A 26,733-nucleotide genomic window follows, 5' to 3' on the forward strand; every position below is an offset into this window, starting at 1 on the left:
GGGGGATTTAAATGCTGGGAGATAAAACTGCTTTTCTAAACCAATATGCCATTCCGGAAAAGATGTATGAAGAAGCCGGTATGAGCTGGGCGGATCTGGAAGCGATTGCGGAGGACTATGCCTATCGCGTGGACGGATTTTACATGATTCGGGATATGTTTTTAAAAGAACTGATCGAAAATAAAGAAGACGAGACCGGTTTGCATTCCTATCGTACCAGAATAAAAACACCGGGGCATCTGGTAGAAAAAATTATCCGCAGACGGGTTGAAAATTATCGGAAATATAAAGAACTGACGAAGGAGAACTATCTGAAATTCGTTACAGACATCATCGGGTTCCGTGGACTTTTGCTGTACCGGGAAGACTGGGTGGTGTTCCATAAATATCTGCTGAAGCATTTTGAAAATCATGCCTCATGGTATGTGCATGACTGTCTGAAGGATTTTGACGAAAGCCGCGACCGCTATATGGTGGAAGCACCCAAGGTACACATGCGTCCGGGGGATTTCGCGGACATTTATGCAGACTGGATCGCCAGCGATGATATTTATGATCAGAAATATTACCGTTCCGTGCATTATATTCTCAAATACCGCGGCATGTACCTGGAGGTGCAGGTCAGGACGCTGTTTGAGGAGGGGTGGGGAGAAATCGATCATCACATTCTTTACCCCTACAAAAAACAGAATCCGATGCTGACGGAATTTTCGGAGCTGTTGAACCGTCTTGCCGGAATGGGGGACGAAATGGCGTCCTTTTACAGACGTCTGCAGGATGTTCCGGGAGATGCCTTTCTGGACAAAAAGAGTATGGTGGATGTCCGGCGGGAATATGAGACTCATGAAACCCAGGTCGGATGTGTAGAACTGGAAAAAATCGAGACCGTTCAGGATGCGATCGATTCCATTCTGGCGGAATAAGGAGGCTGCATGGAGGATAGTTTATTCTGGGGAATTCCCAAGAGTGCGTATGAAAGCGCGGATCGAATGCTTACACTTGCGCGAAAGGGCGGAATCCGCCAGCACCTGCTGGGAGATACGTCTCGGATCCGGCATGGCACGATTGAGGATCAGAGCGTGGATGAATACTGCAATTTTTTGCAGACAAAGCTTTGCTGTGAGATTCTGCAGCTGGAGGGAGCAGACATGTCTGCTCAGGACGAGACAGCATCGGATGGATTGGCTGCAGAGCAGGGAGAGAAAACAACGCCTGCCGCCTGCTGCAGGGAGGAACAGAAAGGGAGAAATGCCGGATGGACAGCGGAATGAATTCTATCGAAAGCATGTATTTGAACTATAGCGGACTGTTGGAGGAATTTTCGGAGGATGTCATCCGCAGCAGGTACGCTTTTTTGTACAAGGAATGTATGGAATTTTTGAAAAGTCAGAAGCTGGAGTCAGAGGTGCGGCTGGATGAAGTACTGCTGATGCATGCAGTGCTGGATTATTTTTCGGATGTGTCGAGACTGAAAAAATTCCACCATATCCATCATATCAACGAAACAAAGGTGATCGCATACGAGACATTCTGGCTGCTGCGCAGAAAACCACTGCAGGTAGTGACACAGCGGCAGGATGATTTTCTGGCATTTATCAATGAAAAATTCGTTTTCTCCAGACTTGCGGCATTTTTGGTTGGAAACCGCAAAGACCAGGTGCTGCGGGAGCAGGATAAAAAGGCGTTTATGAACTATCTGGATACGCTCTACTATTTTCTGAAATACCGCCAGTACGACCCGAAAATGCTGGAGCTGATGCTTCTGGGCTTTCGCGCCGGGGAGATCTGGGGACGGCAGTAAAACAGCCGCGGCAGTGAAACAGCCGTGGCAGGAAACAGATGTTTGCAGATACGCTCCGGGTTATGTAATTCGGATTTCGCGGTTTTGTTCCATTTGAATTTGTCAAATCCCTCTTTCTGGGGTATAGTAGAAAATAGAGGACGCGCTGAGGCATCGGGGGAATTTGTCCTGCAGCGCAGGAAAAGGAGGGTATTTTTTTGAAACTGAATTACAAAAGAACATTTCTGGTAGGACTTGCCTTTCTGTCCATCTGTGCGTTCTGGCAGATGTATGACAACATCGTCCCGCTGATTTTGCAGGGAACGTTTCACTTAAATGAGACACTCACCGGAGCAATTATGGCGGCAGATAATGTACTTGCGGTATTTTTGCTTCCGCTGCTGGGCTCACTGTCTGATAAAGCGGATACCAGATGGGGAAAACGGACGCCATTTATTGTGGTCGGGACGGTACTCGCGGTTGTTTTGATGATGCTGCTTCCGCATGCGGATAAAACAGGAAATTTTGTGCTGTTTGTCATCAGCCTGTTTTTCCTGCTGATTGCGATGGGATTGTACCGGTCGCCTGCAGTAGCGCTGATGCCTGACCTGACACCGAAGCCGCTGCGCAGTCAGGCAAACGCGATCATTAACCTGATGGGTGCAGTAGGAGGTATTTATACCCTGATTTTGATCAGTCTGCTGTTAAAGGGCGGAGACAAACCGGATTATACGCCGGTCTTTCTGGGTGTAGCACTTCTGATGGTGGTTGCTGTTGTACTTCTTGTTTTGACAGTGCGGGAAAAGAAGCTTGCACAGGAGGTTGCGAAAGCAAATCTGGAAGAAGAAACAGAGGAAGAACAAAAGGCGGACAAGACAGGAGAGCTTACTCCGGGAGTAAAGCGCAGTCTGACGATGATCCTGATCTCGATCTTTTTGTGGTTTACCGCATATAATGCAGTGACGACAGCATTTTCCCGCTATGCCCGTACCGTATGGGGCATGGAGGGCGGCGGCTTTGCCAACTGCCTGATGGTAGCAACCGTAGCAGCGATTATCAGCTATATCCCCATCGGCATGATTTCCGCGAAGGTGGGCAGAAAAAAAACGATCATGGGCGGTCTGGTACTGATGCTGATCAGCTTTTTTGCGGCGATTTTCTTCACGGAATATCACGCAGTTATCAATCTTGGCTTTGCCCTGATCGGAATGGGCTGGGCAGCAGTGAGTGTAAACTCCCTGCCAATGGTTGTGGAGATGTGTTCGAGTGAAGATGTCGGAAAATATACGGGGCTTTATTATACCTTTTCCATGTCGGCACAGATTGTGACCCCGATTCTGTCCGGCGCGTTTTTACAGTATGTTTCCTATCGGACGTTATTTCCGTATGCCTGTGTCTTTACGGTTGCAGCGATGATTACCATGAGCATGGTGCACCACGGCGATAATAAACCGGAACGCAAAAAAAATCTGCTGGAAAATTTTGACGTAGAGGATTAAAATACTTTCATAGTTCAGAATTGCGAAAACGACAATGAAACGGAAAGATGACTGGATCAAAGGAGAAGCATACCGATGAAAAAATGGATACCGGCGGCAGCGACCGCTGCAGGTGCTTATTTAATTGCAATCGCTCCGAGACTTTGCGAACGGCCGGAGCGTATGCCGAAGGTGTATTACGCGCATCGCGGTCTGCATGATAATATTTCAGACGCGCCTGAAAATTCCCTTGCAGCCTTCCAAAAAGCGGTGGATGCAGGCTATGGCATTGAGCTGGATGTGCAGATGACTGCAGATGGAAAGGTTGTCGTTGTACATGATTTTAACCTCAAGCGGATCAGTGGTGTGGACAAGGAGATCGACCAGTGCACCTATGAAGAACTGCAGGATTATCCGATCTATGGAAGCGACCAGAGGGTGCCGCTGTTTGAGGATGTTTTAAAGGCAGTGGACGGAAAGGTACCGCTGATCGTTGAGCTGAAATATAAAGAGGGCAGCAAGATCTGTGAAAAAGCCCAGGAGATTTTAAACAGCTATACCGGAATTTACTGTATCGAATCCTTCCATCCGCAGGTACTGGTCTGGTATCGGAAAAACTATCCCCATATCTGCCGCGGACAGCTGTCGATGAATTTTGAGCGGGACGAAAATACAAAGGGTGCGCAGTATTTTGCACTGCGCCATCTGCTGACCAATTTTCTTGCAAAGCCGGATTTCATCGCATATGACTGCCGTGCAATGCATGCAGTATCCAAAAACATCTGCCGGAATCTGTTCGGCTGTCCGTCCGTTGCATGGACGGTAAAATGTCAGGCACAGCTGGATGCCTGCAGCAGGTCCTTCGATTACTTTATTTTTGAAGGATTTGCACCGAAGCAGTGAGGCAGGATGATGTGCGCGCGTCGGAAGTAATTCTAGTATCAGAAATCAAAACAGAGGCGGGATTCCGAAAGAGTTCCGTCTCTTTCCTATCGTATAGGAAACTTCGTTTCCATACGATAAAAATGCTCCGCGAGGATGCGCACTCGGCGCAAGGGTAGATGGTTGCCGAGGCAACCGCGCCTCGGCGCGAGAATGTGCCAAGGCACATTCTTTTTAAAAGGATGCTTGAAAAGACATGCCAAAAAAGCAGGAAAATATGCAGAATATTTTCAAAATGGAGGAAATCATGCATAATCAGTTGACGGAAAGCGATATCAAAAAGATGCAGGAGGAAATCGAATACCGGAAGCTTGTTGTCCGCAAGGAAGCGCTGGAGGATGTAAAAGAAGCGCGGGCCCAGGGCGACCTTTCGGAGAATTTCGAATATTATGCTGCAAAAAAATTCAAGAACAAAAACGAAAGCAGGATCCGTTTCCTGGAGCGGATGATCAAAACGGCGGAGGTTGTTTCGGACGAATCCGCAGCGGACGAGGTCGGCATGAATAATAAGGTAGAGGTCTGGTTTGAAGAGGATGACGAGACAGAAACCTACAAAATTGTGACGACAATGCGCCAGGATTCCTTAAAAGGTCTGATTTCCGGCGAGTCTCCGCTGGGGAAGGCTCTGCTGGGGCATAAGGTCGGTGACAGAATTTTTGTGGAAATCGGCGGTGGAGACGGCTACTATGTCGTGATCCGGTCGATTGACAAGTCGGCAGGGGATGACGATGAGCTGAGAAACTTTTAAACAAAGAGCCTGTGCAAGAGACAGCGAGGATTGCATGGAGACGGAAAAATCTATGAAAATCATGGTGACAGGCGCAGGCGGCTTTGTAGGAAGCCGTCTGACAGCCTATTATGGGAAAAAATACGACGTGTGGGGCGTAACCCACAAAGACCTGGATCTGACGGATGAGGCAGCGGTATTCAAAACAGTGGAAAATTACCACCCGGATGTGCTGATTCACTGTGCAGCGATTTCGGACGTGGCAGAATGCAGTAAAAAACCGGAGCTGTCTCATGCCGTCAATGTGCTGGGAATGGAGTACCTTGCAAAAGCCTGTGGAAAAACAGGAACGAAGCTCGTAATGTGTAGCTCGGATCAGGTTTATTTCAGAAAACGGGGAGAGCAGGAAAGTCTGGACGCATATCTGGAGCCCCACCGGGAGGATTGCATCGAAACGCCGGAGCCACTTTACGGGAAACAAAAGCTGCAGGGTGAGGAGTTCTGCTTAAAATACCAGCCGGAGAGCGTAGTGCTTCGGCTTTCGTGGATGTATGACAGCCTGACAGAGAACGAGCTGGCAAAAGGCAGACGCAACCTTGCAACGATGCTTCGGGAAATGCTCGACAAAAAGCAGTCCCGGAAATTTTCGGATACGGACCACCGTGGTGTGACGGACGTAACCCTTGTCGTAAAGAACATGGAAGCAGCGTGGAAACTGCCGGGCGGCATTTACAATTATGGGAGCAGCAACGATGCAGACATGTATGAAACGGTGCGCCGCGTGATGGCGTCCTTTGGGCAGGAAGCTCTTGTAGAAAAAGCGACAGGCGGAAATGTCCGCAATCTGATGATGAGTACAGACAAGCTGGCGCAGCACGGAATTTTCTTTCCGGATACGGCAGCAGGGCTGGAAGCATTTCTGCGGAAAGGCGGAGCACTATGAATGAAATTATAAAAAGTTTATATGACCGGAAATCGGTGCGCGTCTATGAGGACAGACCGATTCCTGAAAAGATGAAACAAATCATTTTAGAAGCTGCTGCACAGGCGCCGAGCGCGGGCTGTCAGCAATTGTATACAATCCTGGATATCACTGATCAGAAGCTAAAGGACGAGCTTGTAAAAACCTGTGATAACCAGCCGTTCATTGCAACCGCGCCGATGGTTCTTGTCTTTTGTGCAGACTGTAAAAAATGGTACGACGCTTATCTGGAAGCGGGCTGCAGTCCGAGAAAGCCTGGCGTCGGCGACCTGATGCTGGCGGTGACGGATACAGCGATCGCAGCCCAGAATGCGGTCGTCGCCGCACAGAGCTTCGGGATCGGCTCCTGTTATATCGGAGACATCATGGAAAATTGTGAAGAACAGCGCAGAATTTTGAACCTGCCGGAGTATGTTTTTCCTGCCGTGATGCTTGTGTTCGGCTGGCCGACGAAGCAGCAGCTCGAGCGGACAAAACCGCAGCGCTGTGACCAGAAACATATCGTGCATGAAAACACCTACCGCAGTATGGATGGAAACGAACTTCGGGAGATGTTCGGATATCAGTGTAAGAACAGAAGCTTTGAAGACTGGATGAATGCGTTCTGCAACCGGAAATACGGTTCCGATTTTGCAAAAGAAATGACGCGTTCAGTCGGAGAATACCTGAAACAGTTTGAAAACGAGTAAAAAACGCCCTCGGAGCTGGCACTCCGGGGGCGTTTTTGTCCACTTGGACATCATTGCATTTCTATATCTAATTGTAATGCTCGGAAGGTAAAAAATCAATCCTTCCAGCTGCTTTCGCGACCTGATTCCTCCGCCGTTGCTTTCTGTCCGCTCTTTTGCAACAGCTCGATGACTGCAGATGACAGCGTAACTGTCAGCAGGGAAAAGAAGATGTTGCGTAGCGGAATGTAGGAAATCGAAAGCATCAGCACGACGAAATCCGTAAAAAAATAGGAGCGGGAAATTTTCCAGCCGGTCACCTGATGGAGGATGAGTGCCAGTGCGTCATCTCCGCCAGAAGCGCCGCCTCTGCGGACGATTAAGCCTGCGCCGATGCCAACGAACAGACCGCCGAGGATGGCGGCGATAAGTGGTTTATCTGCGTAGGAGGGCAGAAACGGTCCGGTAAATTCCCAGAACCGGTACAGCAGTGCGTAGCAGCAGGTGGAAAAAATGGCATTCTTCAAAAAGTCGGTGCCCAGAAGCCGAAAGCCAATGATGTAGCAGGTCATGTCGAGCAGAAAGGAAAAGATGCCGGGTGAAATGCCCGTCCAGTGGTGCAGAAACAGGGTAAGTCCCAGGATTCCGCCCTCTGTGATCTTGCTCTGGCTGTGGACGTTGAACAGACCAAAGGACAGCACTGCTGCGCCGAGCAGCATAGAACCGTAGTGAAGGATGGTATCTTTATTTAATTTTTGTTGAAACATAAAAGCTTAAAACTCCTCTGACTCTCCGGCGAGCTTCTGGCACAGCGCCAGAAACTGTTCGCCGTATTTTTGATATTTCAGCTCGCCGACGCCATGGACAGCGAGCATTTCAGTTTTCGTCTGAGGCAGAAGGACACACATGGATTCCAGTGACTTGTCGGAAAAGACAAGATAGGGAGGAATATGCTGTGCCCGTGCGATTTCGGTACGCAGCCTGCGCAGCGCCTCGAAGGGATCGCTGCCGGTGTGCAGGGAAGAACGCTTTCTGCCGGATTTGTCCGTGCCGGGAAGCTGCCCGGCTTTTGCAGGTGTCTGCGTAGTCTTCCTTGCTGCCTTCATCGTGAGTACGGGGCGGAATTCCCCGGACTCTGCATAAAAAGACAGTCCCTTTTCTTTCACTTTTACAATAGGAAACTGATCGTCTGTAACGACCAGATAATCCGTCAGAACGAGATAATTGAGCACCTGCCGCAGAAAAACGATGGTATCCTGGGCGTGCGTTGCGTAGTAACGGTTGGAATCCAGACCAAAACGCAGTACCTTTTCGTTTTTGCTGCCGCGCAGCGTGTCGAGAATGACGTTGACGCCAAAGCGCATGCCGCTTGTTAAGATACAGCCGATCAGGTCATTGGCAAGCTCTGTGATGTCGATGGTTTCAAAGGTATTTAAACAGTTGCTGCAGTTGCCGCAGTAGTTGGAGCCAAACTCACCGAAATAGCGCAGCATGTAGTCCCGCAGACAGTCGGTGGTGTGGCAGTAAAAGGTCATTTTCTTGAGGCGTTCGCGGTCTTGTCTGCGAACCTCCTCCAGCGCTTCGCCGGTCAGCTCTTCGTTATCACGATCCTGTTCGATAAAAAACTGGTTTGTGATAACATCCTGACCGCTGTAAAATAAAATACAATCGGCCTTTGCACCGTCCCGTCCGGCGCGCCCGGCCTCCTGATAATAGCTTTCCATATTTTTCGGCATGTTATAATGCAGGACAAAGCGGACGTTCGATTTATCGATGCCCATGCCAAACGCATTGGTTGCGACCATGATCGGTGCATCGTCGTAGGTAAAGGCCTCCTGGTTTGCGCGCCGTTCTTCGTCGGAAAGTCCGGCGTGATAGCGGGTTGCCCGAAAACCATCCGCAAGGAGCCTGTCGCAGACCTCTTCGACATTTTTGCGTGTTGCACAGTAAATGATGCCGGAGCTGTCGGGATGGGCGAGCAGATAATCGCGGATGCTACGGTACTTGTCCTTATCGTGGCGAACCTCGAAATAGAGATTTTTTCGGTCAAAACCGGTCACAGCGACATGGGGATCGGACAGCTCCAGCATCCGGATGATGTCTTCGCGAACTTCCCTGGTTGCCGTCGCGGTAAAAGCGCCGATGACGGGACGGATGGGCAGCGTGCGGACAAATTCCGGGATTTTTAAATAGCTGGGGCGGAAATCCTGTCCCCACTGGGATACACAGTGGGCTTCATCAACTGCCAGCAGCGAAATCGGTGTAGAGGCTGCAAAATCCAGAAAATCTTCCGTCAGCAGCCGTTCCGGCGCGACGTAGATGATCTTATAACGGCCTTCTTTGGCATAAGCGAGGGCCTTTTTATATTGATTCCAGGAAAGAGAGCTGTTTAAATAGGCTGCGTGGACCCCCATCTGATTCAGGGCACGAACCTGGTCCTTCATCAGGGAAATCAGGGGGGAGACCACGAGGGTAACATGAGGCAGCAGCAGGGCTGGAACCTGATAGCAGACGGATTTCCCGGCGCCGGTGGGCATAATTCCACAGACATCCTGACCGTTTAACAGACAGTCGATCAGCTCCTCCTGTCCGTCACGGAACGTATCATATCCATAATAGGTTTTTAAAATATCGTATTTGTCCTGCTGCTTTTTCATGATAAAAATCCTTGTCTCGTTTTGCTCCTGCTGTAATGGAACCTATCCTGTGAATCGTAATGGATTGATTTTAACATGGTTTTGAAAACAGGGCAAGTGCTGCAGAGCCACGCACCATTCGGAAAGATGCGAGGGAACTTCAGGGTTAAGAAAAAGGGGATAGAATATGAGTTTTTTATATCTTGACAGACTGGGAAAAACCCAGCACTATAGAAGTATCTAAGAAGAGAGGAGTACATACCAATGAAAGAGAATTTACCGGTATCCCTGCAGAAGCTGATTCACAAGGTGGAAGAGACCTTTGTAGAGGATCCTGCAATGGTAGAACTGTTTATCAACTGTTTTTCCAACACCCTGGATACAACTGTGAAAAAGATGGAGGACGGCACAACCCATGTTATCACCGGTGATATCCCGGCGATGTGGCTGCGGGATTCCGTTGCACAGGTGCGCCCCTATCTGGTAGCTGCAGCAGAGGATCAGGAGATTTCCGACCTGCTGGCTGGTCTGTCCAGAAGACAATTTTTCTTTGTAAACCATGATCCCTATGCAAATGCCTTCAATCAGGAAGAAAACGGCAACTGCTGGGATCACGATGAGACGGAAATGAGCGATTGGCTCTGGGAACGCAAATATGAGATCGACTCTCTGTGCTATCCCGTTCAGTTCGCATATCTGCTCTGGAAAAACACCGGACGTACAGACCATTTTGATGACAATTTCGTAAAAGGCCTGCACACCATCCTGAACGTATGGAAAACCGAACAGTATCACGAGGAGAAATCCCCTTATTCCTTCCAGCGTAAGGGCTGCTACTTTACAGATACCCTGTCCAGAGAAGGCAAGGGCGCTCTGGTAAAATCCGGCGTAGGTCTGACCTGGTCGGGCTTCCGTCCCAGCGATGATGCCTGCATCTACGGCTATCTGATCCCGTCCAATATGTTTGCAACAGTTGTTCTGGGCTATATGGAAACCATTGCACATGAAGTATTAAAGGATGAGGCTCTGGCAGCAGAAGCTGCTTCCCTGAAAAAAGAGATCCACGATGCCATCGAAAGCATGGCGATCGTAGATAACTATTACTATGGTAAGGTTTATGCATACGAAGTAGACGGCTACGGTCAGTATATGCTGATGGACGATGCAAATGTACCCAGCCTGCTGGCTATGGATTACCTTGGCTACGAGGCGGATGACCGTCAGGTTGTGGAAAACACCCGCAATTTTGTGCTCAGCTGTGCAAATCCTTACTATTATGAAGGCAGCTGTGCAAAGGGTGTAGGCAGCCAGCACACCAAGCCTGGCTATATCTGGCATATTGCTCTGGCGATCCAGGGTCTGACCAGCAAGACAAAGGAAGAAAAGCTTGCGATCCTGAACACCATGAAAAATACCGATGCCGGCAAGCACATGATGCACGAGGGCTTCGATGTCAATGATCCTGCAAACTACACCAGAGAGTGGTTCTCCTGGGCAAACGCTATGTTCTGTGAGCTGGTTCTGGACTACTGCGATATCCGCGTAGCACGGTAAGATATACGGGACGTGTGAACTTCAAAAAGTCGATGAGGCGGCAAGTCTTCTGCAGTGATAAAAACTGCAAAAGATAAATCGTTAATCTGACAGCACTAAGACTCAAAAACCGGGCAGATTCTCTCTGCCCGGTTTTTGAGTCTTATCCGCAGCCCTTAGTGGAACGTATCCACGGAATAATCATGATAATGGAAGCCAAACCACCGTCCGGGTACATCACCGGGAAAATGGGGCGCTTCGTAGGTAAGGAACTGACCGTTTTCGCCCAGCGCCTCAGGCGTGTACTGTGCGGTGTGCTCCAGCAGAAGCTTCCAGAGCTTTGCCTTGCGCTCCTGCCAGGCAGGGTCCTCTGCGAGATTATGCTGCTCCATCGGATCGGTGTTTAAGTCGAAGAGCAGAACGTGATCGCCGACTGCAGAGTAAACCAGCTTCACCTTTTCCTCCATGACACAGAAATTCTTGTTTAAAGAGTTTCCAAAGAACATACGATCCATGGGAACTGGCTCAAGCAGGTTTTTGCCGCTGACAGAAACAGGGGAAGAAAGCCCTGCCATTGCAAGGATCGTAGGATAGATATCTACAAGGTCAGCCGGGGCCTCTACGCTGATGTTGTAAGGAAGGCTGCGTCCCTGGGGAGGCATGATCAGAAGCGGTACATGGGCACTGCCCTCAAAGAACAGATTCTTCTGGGACATATGGTGGTCTCCCAGCATCTCGCCGTGGTCTGCGGTGAAGATGACCCAGGTGTTTTTGAACAGATCATTTTCTCTCAGACAGCCAAAGATACGTCCCAGTGCATAGTCGACCTGTGTGATGCAGGCATAGTAGGCGCGTTTGGAAGCAGCGCGCTGCGCTTTGCCGAGCAGATACAGGTTCGTGTTTTCATAAGCGCCTGCAAGGAAGCCCTGAGGGGTCTCTTCAACGGTTCTGGACCAGTCGCCTGTAACCGCGTCCGGCATCGGGATGTTGTCATACAGCTCCCAGAAGTCACGGCAGGGATCAAAGGGCGGATGGGGCTTGGTAAAACTTGTCCATAAAAAGAACGGACGCGTCGTGTCACGGGTCTCCAGAAAATCAATCGCTTCCTCCGCGATCCAGCTGGTAATGCTGTCCTTGACCTCTACCGTGGAGATCACAGGCTCTACCTCACACTCGCCGACACCGTGAGCCTTGGGATGTGCAAGAACCTGCTTCTTGTCATATTCGCGCATGTAGTCAAGGGGCAGCTTCATATGCTCGAAGCCATAGTGGGCGCGGGCGGGCTCAAAGTGCATTTTACCCTTTGCACAGGTCTGATAGCCAGCGTCTGTCAAAACGGCGGGAAGGGTAGAGCGTTCCTCGGTACAGGCACGCATAAAGGTCTCATGTGTTTCATTGGAAATAACACCGCTTTCGTAACCCTGACGTCCGGTCATGATGGTTGTACGGGACGGAACGCAGATTGGGCAGCTGGCATAGCAGTTTTTGTAGCTGATGCCCATTGCCGCCATATAGTTCAGATGCGGTGTAAAGATACTCTGATTCCCCCATGCGTTCAGAGTGTCGAAACGCTGCTGATCCGTTGTGATCAGCAAAATATTATCCTTTGCCATAATATAAGATAACCTCCTCCGGATGGCAATATTGAGGCAGAGCATGTCAGAATTCTGCCGAAGGACGGACAAAGCCGTTGCCTTTATGCACAGTATAAGCCTTATAAAAGTGTGGTGTCTATCCTAAAAAAGTGAGATGGCGTATTTCAAAAAACACCCTTTTTTATGCGTAACCACAGTGAAGCAGCAGAACAAAAAACAGGGAGACATACAAAATGCACAAAAAAGAGTTCCGCTTTTGTATATTGAAGATAATATTTTTATACTGGTATATAACATATTTTAGGTTGTGCGGACAGATTTGCTAATATATAATAAATACATCAGTTCGGAACATAAGAATGTATACCGAATGACGGACGGAACGATTGAATCGGCCCAAAACGATTCAAATTGTTCAAAAATATTCCTGAGAGGGAATTAAAAGTGCAAAAGTGCACAAAAGGAGGAATGTATGAAAAAGAAGAACGTAAACAAGCTTCTTGCGCTGGGTCTTGTTTCTGCCATGACAGCCGGTATGCTGGCAGGCTGCGGAAACACAGCATCCACAACAACAGACAATGGTGCTGCTGACACAACCGTTACAGAAGCTACGGATGACAAAACTTCCACCGATACTGCGAAGGCAGACAATGGTGAAGTGCCTACTCTGATCTGGTGGAGCATCGGCGGAACACCTCCCGATGATTTCGATAAGACCATCGCAGAGATCAGCGACTATACAGAAGAGAAGATCGGCGTAAGACTCGATGTTAAGATCGCAAGCTGGGCTGACTGGTCAACCAAGATGAACAACATCGTTAACACCGGTGAGTATTTCGACCTGATGTTTGTAAATAATACAAACTACACCAAGTTCGTTAACCTGAATGCACTTGCTGATATCACAGATCTGGTACAGTCTGAGACACCTGAGCTGTATGATTTCATTCCCGAAGACCTGTGGAAGGGCGCTACTATCAAAGAGAAGATTTATGCAGTTCCTACTTACAAGGATTCTTCCATGACCCAGTTCTGGATGCTGGATGATTCTATCGTACAGAAGTACGACATTGACATGGAAAGCATTAAAGATTTTGCAACTCTCGATCCCGTCATCCACACCATCAAAGAGGGTGAAGGCAAGTCCGTATATCCGATCCATCTGGCTCAGGGAGCTACCTTTAATGGTTTCTTCAACGGCTACGACGGACTGACGGCAGGTGTTACTGTCATGGGCGTTAAGTATGACGATGAGAGCCGTAAGGTTGTAAACCTGCTGGAGCAGGATGATGTAAAAGAAAACCTGAATTACCTGCACAAATGGTATGTGGATGGTATTATCAATCCTGATGCTAACGTTGTAACAGATGGCGGCAAGGGCGCTATCTTCAGCACAGGTCAGGGCTGGCCTGCAGCAGCAAAGTCCTGGGCGTTTGGTCAGGGTATTGAAAAGTACGATGTAACAAAGGTGTTTGGACCTCTGTATACTACTGAAACGATTCAGGGTTCCATGAATGCGGTTTCTGCAAACTCCAAGTATAAAGCAGAAGCACTGAAGGTTCTTCAGCTGATGAACACCGATGCGAAGTTCCGTAATATGTGTGCATTCGGTACCGAAGGCAACTTCATGCAGTACGAAGAAGACGGCACTGTTACAAAGCTTCGTGATGACTGGGTATGGCCTTCTTATACACAGGGTACCTTCTTCATCCTTGCTACAGAGGCTGATGGCGATCCGGATGCTTGGGAGCAGGTAAAAGAGCAGAATGAATCTGCAACCTCTTCTACATGCCTGGGCTTCGTATTCGATCCCGAACCGGTTCAGAACGAAGTTGCAAATGTAAATACTGCTTGGGAAAAATACAATAACGACCTGTTGACAGGTGCGATTGATCCTGAGACAACTCTTCCTACAATCATTGATGAACTGAATGCAGCTGGTCTGCAGACTGTTATCGATGAGGCTCAGAAACAGCTGGATGCTTTCTTTGCTGAATAATGATTCTGTCATCATAAAAAGACCCTCCGGGTTTCCCGGGGGGTCTTTTCCATGGGGAAACAGCGTTCCTCACAGACTGTATTCAAAACGTTAGGTGAGCGATATATAACCTTATACAGCTTTTACACTCCAATGCGGGCAGGGTTGGGTGGCCTCGGATAGAACTGTGTAAAAAGTGCACAAAAAAATAAAAAGAAATTGTACACCTGAACTGGATTTTTTATACCAATATATAATAAATTTTAGGTTGTAGAGTCAAAATAACTAAGTTATAATGGCAATATAGTTTCCAAGTAAAGGAATTTACGTGAGGAATCTGCGAAGAAGGAGGAAAACGGAAAATGAGTAACGAAAAGACTGGCCGCAGAGGCAAGAAACGCATCTGGGGTAAAGACGACACAGAGCTGTCGTTATTGGCACTGCCGACTACCATCTGGTATTTGCTGTTCTGCTTTTTGCCGATGTTCGGTATTATCATCGCATTTAAGAACTACAAGGTATACGGTGGATTTTTAACAAGCTTTATTAAAAGTGAATGGGTGGGATTTAACAACTTTAAATTCCTGTTTTCCTCAAAGGATATCTGGCTGATCCTGCGTAATACGCTGGGATATAATGTCATTTTCATTATCCTTGGCATTGTGGCACCGGTTGCTGCAGCAATCGCAGTTGGACAGCTCCACAGCAAGAAGCTTGCAAAAGCGTATCAGACTGCGATGTTCATGCCTTACTTCCTGTCCTGGGTCGTTGTAAGCGCACTGGTTTGGGCATTCCTGTCTTATGACAAGGGTCTGATCAACGGTATGCTGGAGTCCTGGGGAATGGAACGTCAGCAGTGGTATATGAAGCCTGCTATGTGGCCTCCGTTCCTGGTATTTATGAACCTGTGGAAGGGTCTTGGCTACGGAATGGTCGTTTATCTGGCAACCATCACCGGTATTGACAAGACCTATTATGAAGCAGCCGGTATCGACGGCGCTACGATCTGGCAGCAGATCCGCTACATCACTCTGCCTCTGATGAAGACCGTTATCATCATGATGTTTATCATGGCAGTAGGACGTATTTTCTACTCCGACTTCGGTCTGTTCTATCAGGTGCCCAGAGATTCCAATACGCTGTACAATTATGTATATACTCTGGATGTATATGTTTTCAAACAGTTGAAAACTTCGACCACCGGTATGGCGTCCGCTGCGGCCTTTGTACAGTCTGTTGCCGGATGTATTACGATTCTGACGGCGAATGCGATCGTTCGTAAGATTGACCGTGAGAGCGCAATGATTTAAGGGAGAAGAACAATGGAAACAACGAAAAAAATTAAAAGAGTAAACAAAGACGAGCCTACCGGGTTCGACCGGTTCAACCGGGTATCCAAAGGCGCTAACGCTGTACTGAATATCATTTTCATTATTATGTCGCTGCTGTGCGTAATACCGATCCTGCTGGTTGTTGCAATTTCTTTTTCTGCTGAGGATTCCATCACAGAATACGGATATCGCTTCATCCCCAAGATCTTCTCTCTTGAGGGCTACACATTCCTGGCTTCTCAGAGCACGATGCTGCTGAGAGCACTGGGTGTCTCTCTGTTTGTAACGATCGTTGGCACGGTTCTGGGTGTTATGCTGACAACTCTGATGGGCTATGTACTTTCCCGTCCGAACTACAAATTAAACGGTTTCCTTACAATGGTGGTATTTATCCCCATGGTATTTAATGGCGGTCTGGTTTCCACCTACTTCGTAGTCAGCCAGCTGCTGGGCTTAAAGAACACGATATGGGCACTGATTCTGCCTCTGGCAGTTTCATCCTTTAACGTTATTATCTGTCGTACCTTCTTTAAGACAACAGTTCCGGAATCCCTGATCGAATCCGCGAAGATGGACGGTGCATCTCAGCTGACGATTTTCAGCAGAATTGTTCTTCCGATTTCCCTGCCGGTACTGGCAACTATCGGTCTGTTCCTTTGCTTCGCATACTGGAACGACTGGTATCAGTCCATGCTGTACATTGATAACACCAAGCTCCTTTCCCTGCAGGCTCTGTTAAACCAGATCCTGACCAATATCCAGATGCTGGTACAGAATGCAGCAACACTGGGTGCATCTGCAGCAGAAATGCTTGCAAAGATGCCGAAGGAAGCGGCTCGTATGTCTATCGTAGTTATTATCGTATTGCCTATCGCCTGCGCATATCCGTTCTTCCAGCAGTACTTCATTTCCGGTCTGACGGTTGGTGCGGTTAAGGGCTGATATTCCCTATATTATCTGTGTGTTTTAATTTGATATCCTGCCGGAAGAACCGGCTGTGGTATAGAAACGGGCTCTCTGCATACAGGGAGCCCGATTTTAAGGAGGAGACATTATGAAAAACAAGAGCATGAACAAGATTCTTGCCCTGGGCGTTGTTGCCGCTATGACAGCTGGAATGCTGGCAGGCTGTGGCAGCTCTGCGTCCACAACTGACGGCGCTGCAGCCGGAACAGAAGCCGCTTCTAATTCTGCAGCAAGCAATGGTGAAGTACCTACCCTGGTATGGTGGACTATAGGCGGAACACCTGCAGACGATTTCGATCAGGCTGTATCTCAGATCAGCGATTACGCAGAAGAAAAGATCGGCGTAAGAATCGATGTTAAGATCGCAGGCTGGGCAGATTACGAAACCAAGATGAACAACATCATCAACACCGGCGAATACTTCGACCTGATGTTCGTAAACAACACAAACTACACCAAATTTGTAAATCTGAATGCTCTGGAGAACATCACAGACCTTGTTCAGACGGAAACCCCCGATCTGTACAACTTCATTCCTACAGACCTGTGGGAAGGTGCCAAGATCCACGGTAATGTATATGCAGTACCGACCTACAAGGATTCTTCCCTGACCCAGTTCTGGATGCTGGATGATGCTTATGTACAGAAGTATAACATTGATGTAGACAGCATCAAAGATTATGCAACCTTAAATGACGCTCTGCAGACCATCAAAGAGGGGGAAGGCAAATCTAAATACCCGATGCAGCTGGCTCAGGGCTCTACCTTCAACGGCTTCTTCAACAACTATGACGGTCTTGCTTCCGGTCTGCAGCCCATCGGCGTAAAATATGACGATGCAAGCCGCAAGGTTGTATGCACACTGGAGCAGGATGATATCATGGACGGCTTAAACTGGCTGCACAAATGGTATCAGGACGGCATCATCAATCCCGATGCTAACGTTGTAACAGACGGCGGTAAAGGTTCCATCTTCGGTTCTGCACAGGGCTGGCCTGCAGCAGCAACCACATGGGCATTCAACGCGGGTATTGAGAAGTATGACCTGACTCAGGTATTCGGACCTCTGTACACAACCGAGACCATTCAGGGTTCTATGAACGCGATCTCTGCAAACTCCAAGTATAAGACAGAAGCGCTGAAGGTTCTGCAGCTGATGAACACAGATTCCAAATTCCGTGATATGTGTGCATATGGTACAGAAGGCAACTACATGGAGTACGCAGAAGACGGCACAGTACAGAAGCTGCGTGATGACTGGAACTGGCCTTCCTATACACAGGGTACCTTCTTCATCCTGTCTACTCAGGCGGATGGCGATCCGGATGCATGGAATCAGGTAAAAGAGCAGAACGAATCTGCTGTATCTTCTACCTGCCTGGGCTTTGCTTTGGATGTAACCAATATTCAGAACGAGATCGCAAACTGCAACACTGTTTGGGATAAGTACAAGAATGACCTGCTGACCGGTGCATCTGATCCGGCAACTGCAGTTCCCGCTTGTATCGAAGAGCTGAAGGCTGCAGGCCTGGATACCGTTATCGAAGAGGCACAGAAGCAGGTTGACGAGTTCTTTGCGAACTAATCTGCAGGGGAAGAATGCCGGATGCAGAAGAAACTGTAAAAGGTGAAGTAACATTTCCCTGTCATATTGATTGGATAAGGAACTAAAGACAGGCCGTCCGAACTTTGGTTCGGGCGGCCTTTTGCCATAACAGCTCCTTTGTGTTTTCCCATGTACAGATAACCTGTCCCCATGCAGATCTGTGCATGGGAAAGCACGAAGAACACAGCGTCCGCAGAGTGGTCACGCTTGCAAAGTCTATATAGACAGGATATAATCGAGCTAGGAATAGGGATCGGAAAGCTGCGGCTTCGCAGAAGATGTATGACACAGGAGAAGACAGCAAATGAGCAAAGGCCACAGTACATTTTTGGAATATCGGATCTATCGGAAAAAATTTCTTGGGACAATCATCGTAGTCATTGTGCTTTGCCTGAGCGCGTTTTCGGGCGTTCTGTTTTTCTTTATCCGCAACTGGATCAATGATGTGCAGATCCAGTCTCAGTACCGCTTCCAGCAAAAGGAGCGCCAGCTGGAAAATATTCAGACCTGGACACGGTCCTATGTGGAAGGCTTGTACACCGATACGGCGCTGATGGAAGATTTAAAGGCATTGTTTGGCGCTGTGAACAATCAGGACTACATCGCAAAGCGCCGGGAAAACAGTTTGAACAGTGATTCGGAAATCCGGTATGTGCCGTCAGATATCAAGAAGCTGTTTTTAGATGGCAGGACGAAGATTTGCGGTGTAACGCTGCGGTCGGATAACGGTATAAAAGCTCTGCGAATGACGAACTATGATTTGTGGGTGGATTTTGAATGTCGTACAATCGAGGATGTGAAGACAATTCCAGGATTCGGGGATATTATGGCGTCCTCTTATTCGGTTCGTGATCCGGATAACATGAGTATTTCAATGGGAACGATGGATTTCTGGATCAGCACGGCGGATTTTTATGAGGACAATGATGAGATCAATGCTTCCTGGGGGATTTTCGATGCAGATGGGGATATGCTTGCCCACAGCAAGATGAGCCCACAGCAGGAAGCAGAGCTGTTCCAGGCGGCCCTGCGGGGGGTGCAGTTTGACTGGCTGGAGAATACCGGCAGCCGGAGGACTTTTTTTACAAAACATACATCCAACCAGGGAACGTTTTCCTATGTTGTCATAAAAAGTATCGGAGAGCTGGTGGCGGATAATCGTTATGTCGTTGGCGTGATAGGGACAACACTGTTTCTGATAGCCTTTGGGATCATTCTGTTTACCAATATGCAGCTGAAAGCGGATTATGAGTTTCTTTCCAAGATCATTCATATGCTTTCGCACATGGAATCCGGTGAGTTTGCGGATGTTCAGGAGGAAGATTTAAGCAGCGAGCGGCGCAAAAATGAATATGGCATGATCGCAGTTGCCCTAAAGGATGTGGGTGCAAAACTGCAGGGTCATATCCAGCGGGAATATGTCTGGAAGCTGAAGGAGCAGGAGACTCAGATGCGTGCACTGCAGCATCAGATCAACCCGCACTTCTTATATAACACACTGGAAACGCTGCGCTCCAGGGCGTTGCTGGAAGGAGACCGGGATACGGCGGATGCGATCGCATTGCTTGGGGCTCTGTATCGTGCCAGAACCCATACGAAGGATACCATCACGCTGGGAGAAGAGTTTAAGCTGCTTGAAATGTATCTAAAGATCATGGAGCTGCGGTTTGGAGATAATTTCTTCTATCAGGTCGAGCTGGAAGATGCACTCAGAGAAATCCCGACGGTGAGTTTTTGGCTGCAGCCCCTTGCGGAAAATTTCTTTACTCATGGCTTTGACCGGGAGAGCATGTATAATCTGCTGATCATCAGCGGACATCCACAAGGCTCGGACACCGTGATCGAAATCATGGACAATGGCTCCGGTGTTCCTGCAGATCAGCTGGAGCAGGTACAGAAGACGATGCGCGAAGGAAATGACGATCCGGAAGCGGATATCGGACTGAGAAACGTATATATGCGTTTGAATTATTTTTATGGAAATGGTTTTAAGATGGAAATCGGGAATAACCCGGAAGGGGGATTTAAAATTTCTATCCTGATACCGGGAAAGGTGGAAGAAGATGTACACATTGGTGATCGTGGATGATGAACCTGCCATTGCCGAAGGCATTTGCAGGCTTCTTGACTGGAAATCTCTTGGCTTTGAACGAATCCGGACCGCCAGAAGCTGTTTTGAAGTGGTATCCCATGTGGTGGACTGGAAACCGGATGTCTGCCTGGTGGATGTACGGATCGGCAATGAATTTGGCTATGAACTGATTAATTGTTTAAATGGAATGGGTGTCAAATCCAACTATATTATGATGAGCGGATATGACGATTTTCAGTATGCCTGTGAAGCACTGCGTTGCGGCGCAGTGGATTATCTGTTAAAGCCCCTTGATAAGGATCAGCTTCAGAAGCGCATTGAACAGGTTGTGGTAGAAAACCTGCACGGAACTGTGCAGCTGGAGGTGCGTAAAAACGAAGATCCGATCCTGCGGCGGCCCTATGAGGAATTTTCCCCGCTGATCCGTAAGATCGTTATGATCGTGGCAATGGAATATGGGCAGCATATTTCCTTAAAAAGTATAGCCGACCGATTCCGGATGAATGCGACCTATCTTGGTCAGATTTTTATCAAGGAAACAGATATGAAATTTTCGGAATACCTGATGGCATACCGGATGTATGTCGCGCGGGAGAGGATTCTAAATACCGACGACAAGATTTCTTCGGTAGCCGCGGAAGTAGGATATTCCAACATGAATTATTTCTATCAGCATTTTCATAATTATTATGACAGCACACCTTCCGAAATGAGAGCGGGGAAAAATTGAAAACTGCAGAAAATGATTTTCTGTTGTTATAAAAAATGGGGAAAAGGAGCAACTCACAAATGAGAGTATTACTGTTTGACATTGATACGCTGCGGGCGGATCATATGGGCTGTTATGGCTATGGCAGAAATACCACACCTGTAATGGATGAAATTGCAAAGGAGGGAGTGCGGTTCGATGATTATTACTGCCCGAATGCACCGTGCCTTCCGTCCAGAGCATCCATGATCAGCGGACAGTATGGAATTCATAACGGAATTGTGGGGCATGGCGGTACAGCTGCGGATATGCGTCTGCAGGGAATCACCAGAAGCTTTACGGATGACATGTCTGAGAACGGACTGTTCATGCAGTTTAGAAGAGCCGGAATGCATACGGTTTCCTTCTCTTCCTTTGCAGAACGTCACAGTGCATGGTGGTTTAATTCCGGTTTCAATGAATGCTACAACGTAGGCAGGAGAGGCAGCGAGTCCGCAGAGATGGTAACGCCTCATGTGCTGGACTGGCTGGAGAGAAACGGCAAGAAGGATAACTGGATGATGCATGTGCATTACTGGGATCCTCATACCCCTTATCGTACACCGGCAGATTATCCGAGCCAGTTTGCGGATACGCCGCTTCCGGATGACTGGATCGACGAGAAGACCTTTGAAGAGCACCTGCTGCACATCGGACCCCACTGCGCAAACGAGATCAACATGTGGAATGATGATACGTTTCCTCAGTGGCCAAAGCACCCCGGTAAGCTGACAACTCTGGAAGAGGCAAAGCACCTTCTGGATCTGTATGATGACGGCGTAAAATACACAGACGATAACATCGGTCAGATCATTGGCTGGTTAAAGGATAACGGACTGTATGACGATGATCTTGCGTTCATTATCACAGCGGATCACGGCGAAGACCTTGGCGAGTTCGGTATCTACGGAGAGCATGGCACTGCGGATGAGCCGGTTTGCCGTATTCCTATGATCGTTCGCTGGCCCGGCATGCAGAAAGGCGCAGTGGTTAAGGGCTTCTATGACAATACAGACCTGACACCTACCGTGCAGGAACTGCTGGGTACACCGATGTTTTCGGATCGTTATCATTATGACGGCAATTCCTTTGCAAAGGCATTAAGGGATGGAACAGACTGCTCCAAGCCCTATGCGATTCTGACCCAGTGTGCCCATGTGTGCCAGAGAAGTGCCCGGTTTGATGACTATGTATATATCAGAACCGTACACGGCGGGTATCATCTGTTCCCGGAGGAAATGCTGTTCAATGTAAAGGAAGATCCTCACGAGCAGCACAACCTGGCAGAGGAGCGCCCTGACTTGTGCGCAAAGGGTGCGAAGATGATCCTCGACTGGAATGACAAGATGATGAAGACCTCTCATTACGATGTAGATCCCATGTGGACCGTAATGCGGGAGGGCGGCCCCGAGCATTGCAGAGGACAGCTGAAGTCCTATATGGAGCGTTTAAAGGGTACTCCGAGAGAGTACGGAATCGAACTGCTGAAAGAAAAATACGGAGATTGTGAATAAATGAAGGCATATCAGGATGCTTCTTTAGCTCCTGTCAGGAGGGCGAAGGCTCTCCTGGAGGAGATGACTCTGGCAGAAAAGATCGGTCAGCTCAATCAACGCCTTTACGGATTTCGGATTTATGAGCGGAAATGTGTAAATGGTGAGGATACCATCGAGCTGTCGGAGGAATTTTGTCAGGAGGTTGAAAAATACAGCGGTCTGGGAGTTTTGTACGGTTTATATCGTGCAGATCCCTGGGCGGATAAGAATTACGAAACCGGTCTGACCGGCGTGCTTTCCAAAAAAGCATATAATCAGGTACAGCGCTATGTGCTGGAGCATTCCAGACTCGGTATTCCTGTAATGATGAGCTCGGAATGCCCCCACGGACATCAGGCGCTGGACGGCTATCTGCTTCCGGTAAACCTTCTGGCCGGAGCGACCTTTGATCCTGCAATGGTCCGGGCAGCGTACCGGGTAAGCGGCCGTCAGCTGCAGAATATGGGTGTGGATCTTGCCTTAATGTCGATGTTGGATGTGCTGCGGGATCCCAGATGGGGACGCAGTGAGGAATGCTACAGTGAAGATCCGTATCTGTCTGCGCGGATGGCAGAAGCTGCCGTAATCGGTATGCAGGAAAGCGGACCTGAGGTTGTAGCAAAGCATTTTGCAGCACAGGGCGAAGGAACCGGCGGCGTCAATGCGAGCGCGGCAAGAATTGGAGAACGCGAACTTCGGGAAATTCATTTTCCTCCGGCAGCGGCTGCAATCAAGGCAGGAGCCAAGGGCATCATGGCTGCCTATAATGAGATTGACGGCGTTTACTGTCACGCAAATCGCTGGCTGTTAAATGATGTCATCCGCAAGGAGATGGGCTTTGACGGTATCGTGATGTCTGATGGTGTTGCCATCGATCAGCTTGACAGCATGACTGGTGATAATGTGGTGTCCGGTGCGCTGGCCCTGCAGTCAGGCGTGGACGTCGGTCTGTGGGATGAGGCGTTTGGCAAACTGGAAGAAGCAGTACGCAGAGGTCTTGTAAAGGAAGCCCAGATTGATCAGGCAGTGCTGCGTGTGCTGACCCTCAAATTCGAGAGAGGACTGTTTGAGCATCCTTACCTCGAAGAAGAGGGAGAGATCCATATGGATTATGCACAGAATCCGGAGAGTGTACAGCTGGCGCGGGAAGGGCTTGTAATTCTGCAAAATAAAAACCAGGGGCTTCCCTTTTGGGAAAACCAGGCATCCGGTAAAAAGATCGCTGTGGTCGGACCAAATGCAGACGATCTGTATAACCAGCTGGGTGACTACACACCTCCGCTGCGCAGGGACGACGGTATCACGGTATTGGACGGCATGAAGCTGATTTTCAAAGAATCTGATATCCGGTTCTCACAGGGATGTTATCTGAGAAAACGAGATGAAAACCTGCTGAAAGAGGCAGTGGATACTGTGAAAAACAGTGACATTGTGATCTGTGTGCTGGGCGGTTCCTCGAGCCGGTTCGGCGGTGCAAGTTTTGACACAAACGGCGCGGCGCTTTTAGATAATGCTGCGGCCGACGACAAGGGGACGCTGATGGACTGCGGAGAGGGAATGGACTGCAGCGACCTTGAGCTTCCGGATGCGCAGCTGGAGCTGTTAAAGGCATTGAAAGAAACCGGAAAAACTGTGATCGCAGTTGTGATCTGCGGTCGCCCGCTGGTGCTGACCCAGGTGTGTGAGCTGGCAGACGGTGTAATCCTTGGATTTTATCCCGGTCCCAGAGGCGGACAGGCAATTGCAGAGGTGATCTCAGGAAGAGTTGCTCCCTCCGGAAGACTTCCGGTTTCCCTGCCGCGATCGACAGGACAGGTTCCTGTTTATTACAATTATAAAAATTCCTACCGGGCGATGACCTATATGGATGAGGAGGCAGGACCGCTGTTTCCCTTTGGCTACGGACTTGGCTATGGGACCTTTGAATGGGGAGCCTGCAGCTTAAGCACAGAACGGTGCAATGTGGCTGCGTTGGAAAATAAGGGCCTGACCATCCGCTTTTCTGTAAAAAATACCAGTGAAAGAGGCGGCTATATCGTACCGCAGATTTACGTGACGGACGTTGCAGCATCCACGGTACGGAGAGTGAAAGAATTGAAAGCATTCCAGAAGGTATGGCTGGATGCAGGACAGGAAAGAACCGTTTCCCTGCAGCTTGGCAAGGAGGCATTCTGCCTGTGGAATCAGAAGATGAAGTATGTTGCGGAACCTGGAGTATTCCGGATTGAGCTGTCTGACAGCGCGCAAACCATATGGAAAGGAGAATTTACATTATGTATTTAATTCCCGCTCCGGCGAAGCTGGAGAAAAAAGAAGGCCGTTTTATCTGGGCCTATGACAGATATGTGACGGTAGATCAAAGCTGCAGCCAGCTGGTGACCCGTCAGGCGTCCCTGTTTTGTGACGGCGCAGAAAAAGAACTGGGCTACCGTCCCCTTCTGACAAGAGGAGCTGCCCAGGCTGGTGATGTCGTTTTCAAGCAGGATGACACCATGAAAGCCCAGAGCTATGTGCTGGATATCACCGAGGATGCAATTGTACTGACCGGCGATGAGGCAGGTCTGTGGCATGGTATGCAGACGCTGCTGCAGATCCTCGAGCAGGAAGGCGCATGCCTGTCCGCTTTACATATCGAGGATGCTCCGGCAATTGTAAACCGCGGCTATTACTTCGACTGCACCAGAGGACGTATTCCGAAGCTTTCCTGGTTGAAGCAGCTGGCTGACCGGATGGCTTATTACAAGTTAAACCAGTTACAGCTGTACGTAGAGCATTCCTATTTGTTCCGCGGTATGACAGAGCTGTGGAGAGATGACACTCCGCTGACTGCAGAAGAGATCATGGAGTTTGACCGTTACTGTGCAGAGCGCGGCATCGAGCTTGTACCGTCCCTGTCCAGCTTTGGACACCTTTACAAGCTGCTTTGCTCCAGAGAATACTCTCATTTATGCGAGCTGGAGGATTCCGAAGGAAAACCCTTCTCCCAGACCGGCAGAATGGCACACCACACGATCAACACCTCCGATCCGGAGAGCCTGCAGCTGATCGAAGGTATGATTTCCGAATATATGGAGCTGTTTACCTCCAGACAGTTCAACATTTGTGCAGATGAGACCTTTGACCTGGGCAGAGGACGCAACAAAGAAGCAGTGGAAAAGCTGGGCAAGGACAGAGTTTATATCGATTATATTAAGAAGCTGGCTCAGTTCTTACTGGATAACGGCCGTCGGCCCATGTTCTGGGGGGATATTATCCTCGGCTTCCCGGAGATGATCAAAGAGCTTCCCAAAGAGATCATCTGCTTAAACTGGGGTTATATGTGGAACCAGCGCGAAGAAGAGACGAAGTGGATGTACGAAGCAGGAGCGGTTCAGTATTGCTGCCCCGGCTGCTGTGGATGGAATGAATTTTCTGCACTCAACTGGTACGCATACAACAACATCATGAGATTGTGTACCTATGCAAACAAGTACGGTGCGATCGGTCTGTTAAATACGGACTGGGGCGATTATCTGCATGTCAACCATCCCGATTTCACAAGAGTCGGCATGATTTACGGTGCAGCGTTCTCCTGGAACAGCAATATTCCATCCTACGAGGATATCAACCGTCAGATTTCCAGAATCGAATATCGGGACAGCAGTGAGAACTACCTGGCTGTTGTAGCAAAGATTCAGGAAAACAGCGGCTACGACTGGAATGTTGCAGTACGCTACTGGGAAATGAAGCGCGGTCTGCATGAACAGGATGAAGTCAGCGTTGGCCTGATGAAGGAACGCATCGGTCAGATGGATAACATCGATCAGAAGGACGCAAATCTGAAAGAAATCGCAAGAGAGCTGTATGCACAGATCGAGCAGATGGACAGCAGCAAGCGCGCACTGGTAATGCCCCAGATCGTTGCAGTGGATGCGATCCGTATCTTTAACCAGATCGGCAAATTCGCAACTGCGGATGTGCTGGGCTGCACCTATGAGAATATGCCGGACAGCTGGGCACTTGCCAAGGAGCTGGAGACATGGTTCTATTTTTACAAGAGAGTATACCGCAGCATCAGTGAAGAATCTGAACTGCGTTATATCCAGGAGCTGGTATGCTGGTATGGAGATTACCTGCGTCAGATCAAATAACAGAAT

General features: G+C 48.8%; 21 protein-coding genes. 18 read left to right on the forward strand and 3 right to left on the reverse strand.

The window, feature by feature from the left end; translation table 11 throughout:
* Positions 1–11 precede the first annotated feature (11 nt).
* The 8 genes from OCV62_RS11230 to OCV62_RS11265 all read left to right on the forward strand — a co-directional run bounded on the left by OCV62_RS11230 (position 12) and on the right by OCV62_RS11265 (position 6,598).
* Entirely contained in the window at positions 12–923 is a 912-nt protein-coding gene (locus OCV62_RS11230) for a hypothetical protein (protein ID WP_021914226.1), read from the forward strand.
* Between the two features lie 9 nt (positions 924–932).
* Positions 933–1,271: a hypothetical protein gene (locus tag OCV62_RS11235; protein WP_021914227.1), complete on the forward strand. Its 339-nt coding sequence runs from the start codon at positions 933–935 to the stop codon at positions 1,269–1,271.
* On the forward strand, positions 1,256–1,801 hold the full coding sequence (locus tag OCV62_RS11240; protein WP_021914228.1) for a hypothetical protein: 546 nt from the start codon (positions 1,256–1,258) through the stop codon (positions 1,799–1,801). The genes OCV62_RS11235 and OCV62_RS11240 overlap by 16 nt, the downstream gene beginning before the upstream one ends.
* 197 nt (positions 1,802–1,998) lie before the next feature.
* Entirely contained in the window at positions 1,999–3,279 is a 1,281-nt protein-coding gene (locus OCV62_RS11245; protein WP_117961746.1) for an MFS transporter, read from the forward strand.
* 75 nt (positions 3,280–3,354) lie between these two features.
* Positions 3,355–4,161 (forward strand): glycerophosphodiester phosphodiesterase family protein, encoded by an 807-nt coding sequence (locus tag OCV62_RS11250; protein WP_262586737.1) that lies wholly within the window; start codon positions 3,355–3,357, stop codon positions 4,159–4,161.
* Positions 4,162–4,447: 286 nt separating this feature from the next.
* A complete protein-coding gene (locus tag OCV62_RS11255) occupies positions 4,448–4,948 on the forward strand; it encodes a GreA/GreB family elongation factor (RefSeq protein WP_262586802.1) in 501 nt (166 codons plus the stop codon).
* Positions 4,949–4,982: 34 nt separating this feature from the next.
* Positions 4,983–5,870, forward strand: a complete 888-nt coding sequence (locus tag OCV62_RS11260; RefSeq protein WP_262586739.1) for an SDR family oxidoreductase — start codon at positions 4,983–4,985, stop codon at positions 5,868–5,870.
* On the forward strand, positions 5,867–6,598 hold the full coding sequence (locus OCV62_RS11265) for a nitroreductase family protein (RefSeq protein WP_262586741.1): 732 nt from the start codon (positions 5,867–5,869) through the stop codon (positions 6,596–6,598). The genes OCV62_RS11260 and OCV62_RS11265 overlap by 4 nt, the downstream gene beginning before the upstream one ends.
* 95 nt (positions 6,599–6,693) lie before the next feature.
* Here the strand turns inward: OCV62_RS11265 and OCV62_RS11270 are convergent, their stop codons facing one another.
* Both OCV62_RS11270 and recQ read right to left on the reverse strand, forming a co-directional pair.
* Positions 6,694–7,344 (reverse strand): YitT family protein, encoded by a 651-nt coding sequence (locus OCV62_RS11270; protein WP_262586743.1) that lies wholly within the window; start codon positions 7,342–7,344, stop codon positions 6,694–6,696.
* Between the two features lie 6 nt (positions 7,345–7,350).
* Positions 7,351–9,234, reverse strand: a complete 1,884-nt coding sequence (gene recQ / locus OCV62_RS11275; RefSeq protein WP_262586745.1) for a DNA helicase RecQ — start codon at positions 9,232–9,234, stop codon at positions 7,351–7,353.
* 243 nt (positions 9,235–9,477) lie between these two features.
* On the opposite strand from recQ, the gene OCV62_RS11280 reads away from it, so the two are divergent.
* Entirely contained in the window at positions 9,478–10,767 is a 1,290-nt protein-coding gene (locus tag OCV62_RS11280; protein WP_262586747.1) for a glycoside hydrolase family 125 protein, read from the forward strand.
* A 155-nt stretch (positions 10,768–10,922) separates the two neighbouring features.
* On the opposite strand, the gene OCV62_RS11285 is transcribed toward OCV62_RS11280, so the two are convergent.
* Entirely contained in the window at positions 10,923–12,359 is a 1,437-nt protein-coding gene (locus OCV62_RS11285) for a sulfatase-like hydrolase/transferase (protein WP_262586749.1), read from the reverse strand.
* A gap of 454 nt (positions 12,360–12,813) precedes the next feature.
* Here OCV62_RS11285 and OCV62_RS11290 point away from each other — a divergent pair, with 454 nt between their 5' ends.
* From OCV62_RS11290 to OCV62_RS11330, 9 genes are all read left to right on the forward strand, one after another.
* Positions 12,814–14,340: an ABC transporter substrate-binding protein gene (locus OCV62_RS11290; RefSeq protein ID WP_021914389.1), complete on the forward strand. Its 1,527-nt coding sequence runs from the start codon at positions 12,814–12,816 to the stop codon at positions 14,338–14,340.
* 341 nt (positions 14,341–14,681) lie between these two features.
* Positions 14,682–15,629 carry an ABC transporter permease gene (locus OCV62_RS11295; protein ID WP_118496864.1) on the forward strand — a complete coding sequence of 316 codons (948 nt, stop codon included), beginning with the start codon at positions 14,682–14,684 and terminating at the stop codon, positions 15,627–15,629.
* A 12-nt stretch (positions 15,630–15,641) separates the two neighbouring features.
* The gene (locus tag OCV62_RS11300; RefSeq protein WP_021914387.1) at positions 15,642–16,592 is read left to right on the forward strand and encodes a carbohydrate ABC transporter permease; all 951 of its coding nucleotides are present in this window, start codon (positions 15,642–15,644) and stop codon (positions 16,590–16,592) included.
* 112 nt (positions 16,593–16,704) lie between these two features.
* Positions 16,705–18,201: an ABC transporter substrate-binding protein gene (locus OCV62_RS11305; RefSeq protein WP_262586753.1), complete on the forward strand. Its 1,497-nt coding sequence runs from the start codon at positions 16,705–16,707 to the stop codon at positions 18,199–18,201.
* 325 nt (positions 18,202–18,526) lie between these two features.
* Complete coding sequence (locus OCV62_RS11310; protein WP_262586755.1) at positions 18,527–20,311, forward strand: sensor histidine kinase; 1,785 nt, start codon at positions 18,527–18,529, stop codon at positions 20,309–20,311.
* Positions 20,286–21,044, forward strand: a complete 759-nt coding sequence (locus OCV62_RS11315) for a response regulator transcription factor (RefSeq protein WP_117961775.1) — start codon at positions 20,286–20,288, stop codon at positions 21,042–21,044. The genes OCV62_RS11310 and OCV62_RS11315 overlap by 26 nt, the downstream gene beginning before the upstream one ends.
* A gap of 59 nt (positions 21,045–21,103) precedes the next feature.
* Positions 21,104–22,576 carry a sulfatase family protein gene (locus OCV62_RS11320; RefSeq protein ID WP_262586756.1) on the forward strand — a complete coding sequence of 491 codons (1,473 nt, stop codon included), beginning with the start codon at positions 21,104–21,106 and terminating at the stop codon, positions 22,574–22,576.
* Positions 22,577–24,880, forward strand: a complete 2,304-nt coding sequence (locus OCV62_RS11325; RefSeq protein WP_262586757.1) for a glycoside hydrolase family 3 N-terminal domain-containing protein — start codon at positions 22,577–22,579, stop codon at positions 24,878–24,880.
* Positions 24,871–26,727, forward strand: a complete 1,857-nt coding sequence (locus tag OCV62_RS11330) for a beta-N-acetylhexosaminidase (RefSeq protein ID WP_262586759.1) — start codon at positions 24,871–24,873, stop codon at positions 26,725–26,727. Before OCV62_RS11325 ends, OCV62_RS11330 begins: the two co-directional genes overlap by 10 nt.
* Positions 26,728–26,733: the final 6 nt, after the last annotated feature.

Source organism: Gallintestinimicrobium propionicum, from assembly GCF_025567525.1.
GTDB lineage: Bacteria > Bacillota > Clostridia > Lachnospirales > Lachnospiraceae > Gallintestinimicrobium > Gallintestinimicrobium propionicum.

Excerpts from the sequence above, each read along its gene's own strand:
- OCV62_RS11265 (WP_262586741.1), top strand. The coding sequence starts at position 5,867 with ATGAATGAAATTATAAAAAGTTTATATGACCGGAAATCGGTGCGCGTC.
- OCV62_RS11260 (WP_262586739.1), top strand. The coding sequence starts at position 4,983 with ATGGAGACGGAAAAATCTATGAAAATCATGGTGACAGGCGCAGGCGGC.
- OCV62_RS11230 (WP_021914226.1), top strand. The coding sequence starts at position 12 with ATGCTGGGAGATAAAACTGCTTTTCTAAACCAATATGCCATTCCGGAA.
- OCV62_RS11305 (WP_262586753.1), top strand. The coding sequence starts at position 16,705 with ATGAAAAACAAGAGCATGAACAAGATTCTTGCCCTGGGCGTTGTTGCC.
- OCV62_RS11240 (WP_021914228.1), top strand. The coding sequence starts at position 1,256 with ATGGACAGCGGAATGAATTCTATCGAAAGCATGTATTTGAACTATAGC.
- OCV62_RS11285 (WP_262586749.1), bottom strand. The coding sequence starts at position 12,359 with ATGGCAAAGGATAATATTTTGCTGATCACAACGGATCAGCAGCGTTTC.
- OCV62_RS11300 (WP_021914387.1), top strand. The coding sequence starts at position 15,642 with ATGGAAACAACGAAAAAAATTAAAAGAGTAAACAAAGACGAGCCTACC.
- OCV62_RS11310 (WP_262586755.1), top strand. The coding sequence starts at position 18,527 with ATGAGCAAAGGCCACAGTACATTTTTGGAATATCGGATCTATCGGAAA.
- OCV62_RS11255 (WP_262586802.1), top strand. The coding sequence starts at position 4,448 with ATGCATAATCAGTTGACGGAAAGCGATATCAAAAAGATGCAGGAGGAA.
- OCV62_RS11295 (WP_118496864.1), top strand. The coding sequence starts at position 14,682 with ATGAGTAACGAAAAGACTGGCCGCAGAGGCAAGAAACGCATCTGGGGT.
- OCV62_RS11315 (WP_117961775.1), top strand. The coding sequence starts at position 20,286 with ATGTACACATTGGTGATCGTGGATGATGAACCTGCCATTGCCGAAGGC.
- OCV62_RS11235 (WP_021914227.1), top strand. The coding sequence starts at position 933 with ATGGAGGATAGTTTATTCTGGGGAATTCCCAAGAGTGCGTATGAAAGC.
- OCV62_RS11280 (WP_262586747.1), top strand. The coding sequence starts at position 9,478 with ATGAAAGAGAATTTACCGGTATCCCTGCAGAAGCTGATTCACAAGGTG.
- OCV62_RS11320 (WP_262586756.1), top strand. The coding sequence starts at position 21,104 with ATGAGAGTATTACTGTTTGACATTGATACGCTGCGGGCGGATCATATG.
- recQ (WP_262586745.1), bottom strand. The coding sequence starts at position 9,234 with ATGAAAAAGCAGCAGGACAAATACGATATTTTAAAAACCTATTATGGA.
- OCV62_RS11290 (WP_021914389.1), top strand. The coding sequence starts at position 12,814 with ATGAAAAAGAAGAACGTAAACAAGCTTCTTGCGCTGGGTCTTGTTTCT.
- OCV62_RS11330 (WP_262586759.1), top strand. The coding sequence starts at position 24,871 with ATGTATTTAATTCCCGCTCCGGCGAAGCTGGAGAAAAAAGAAGGCCGT.
- OCV62_RS11270 (WP_262586743.1), bottom strand. The coding sequence starts at position 7,344 with ATGTTTCAACAAAAATTAAATAAAGATACCATCCTTCACTACGGTTCT.
- OCV62_RS11250 (WP_262586737.1), top strand. The coding sequence starts at position 3,355 with ATGAAAAAATGGATACCGGCGGCAGCGACCGCTGCAGGTGCTTATTTA.
- OCV62_RS11325 (WP_262586757.1), top strand. The coding sequence starts at position 22,577 with ATGAAGGCATATCAGGATGCTTCTTTAGCTCCTGTCAGGAGGGCGAAG.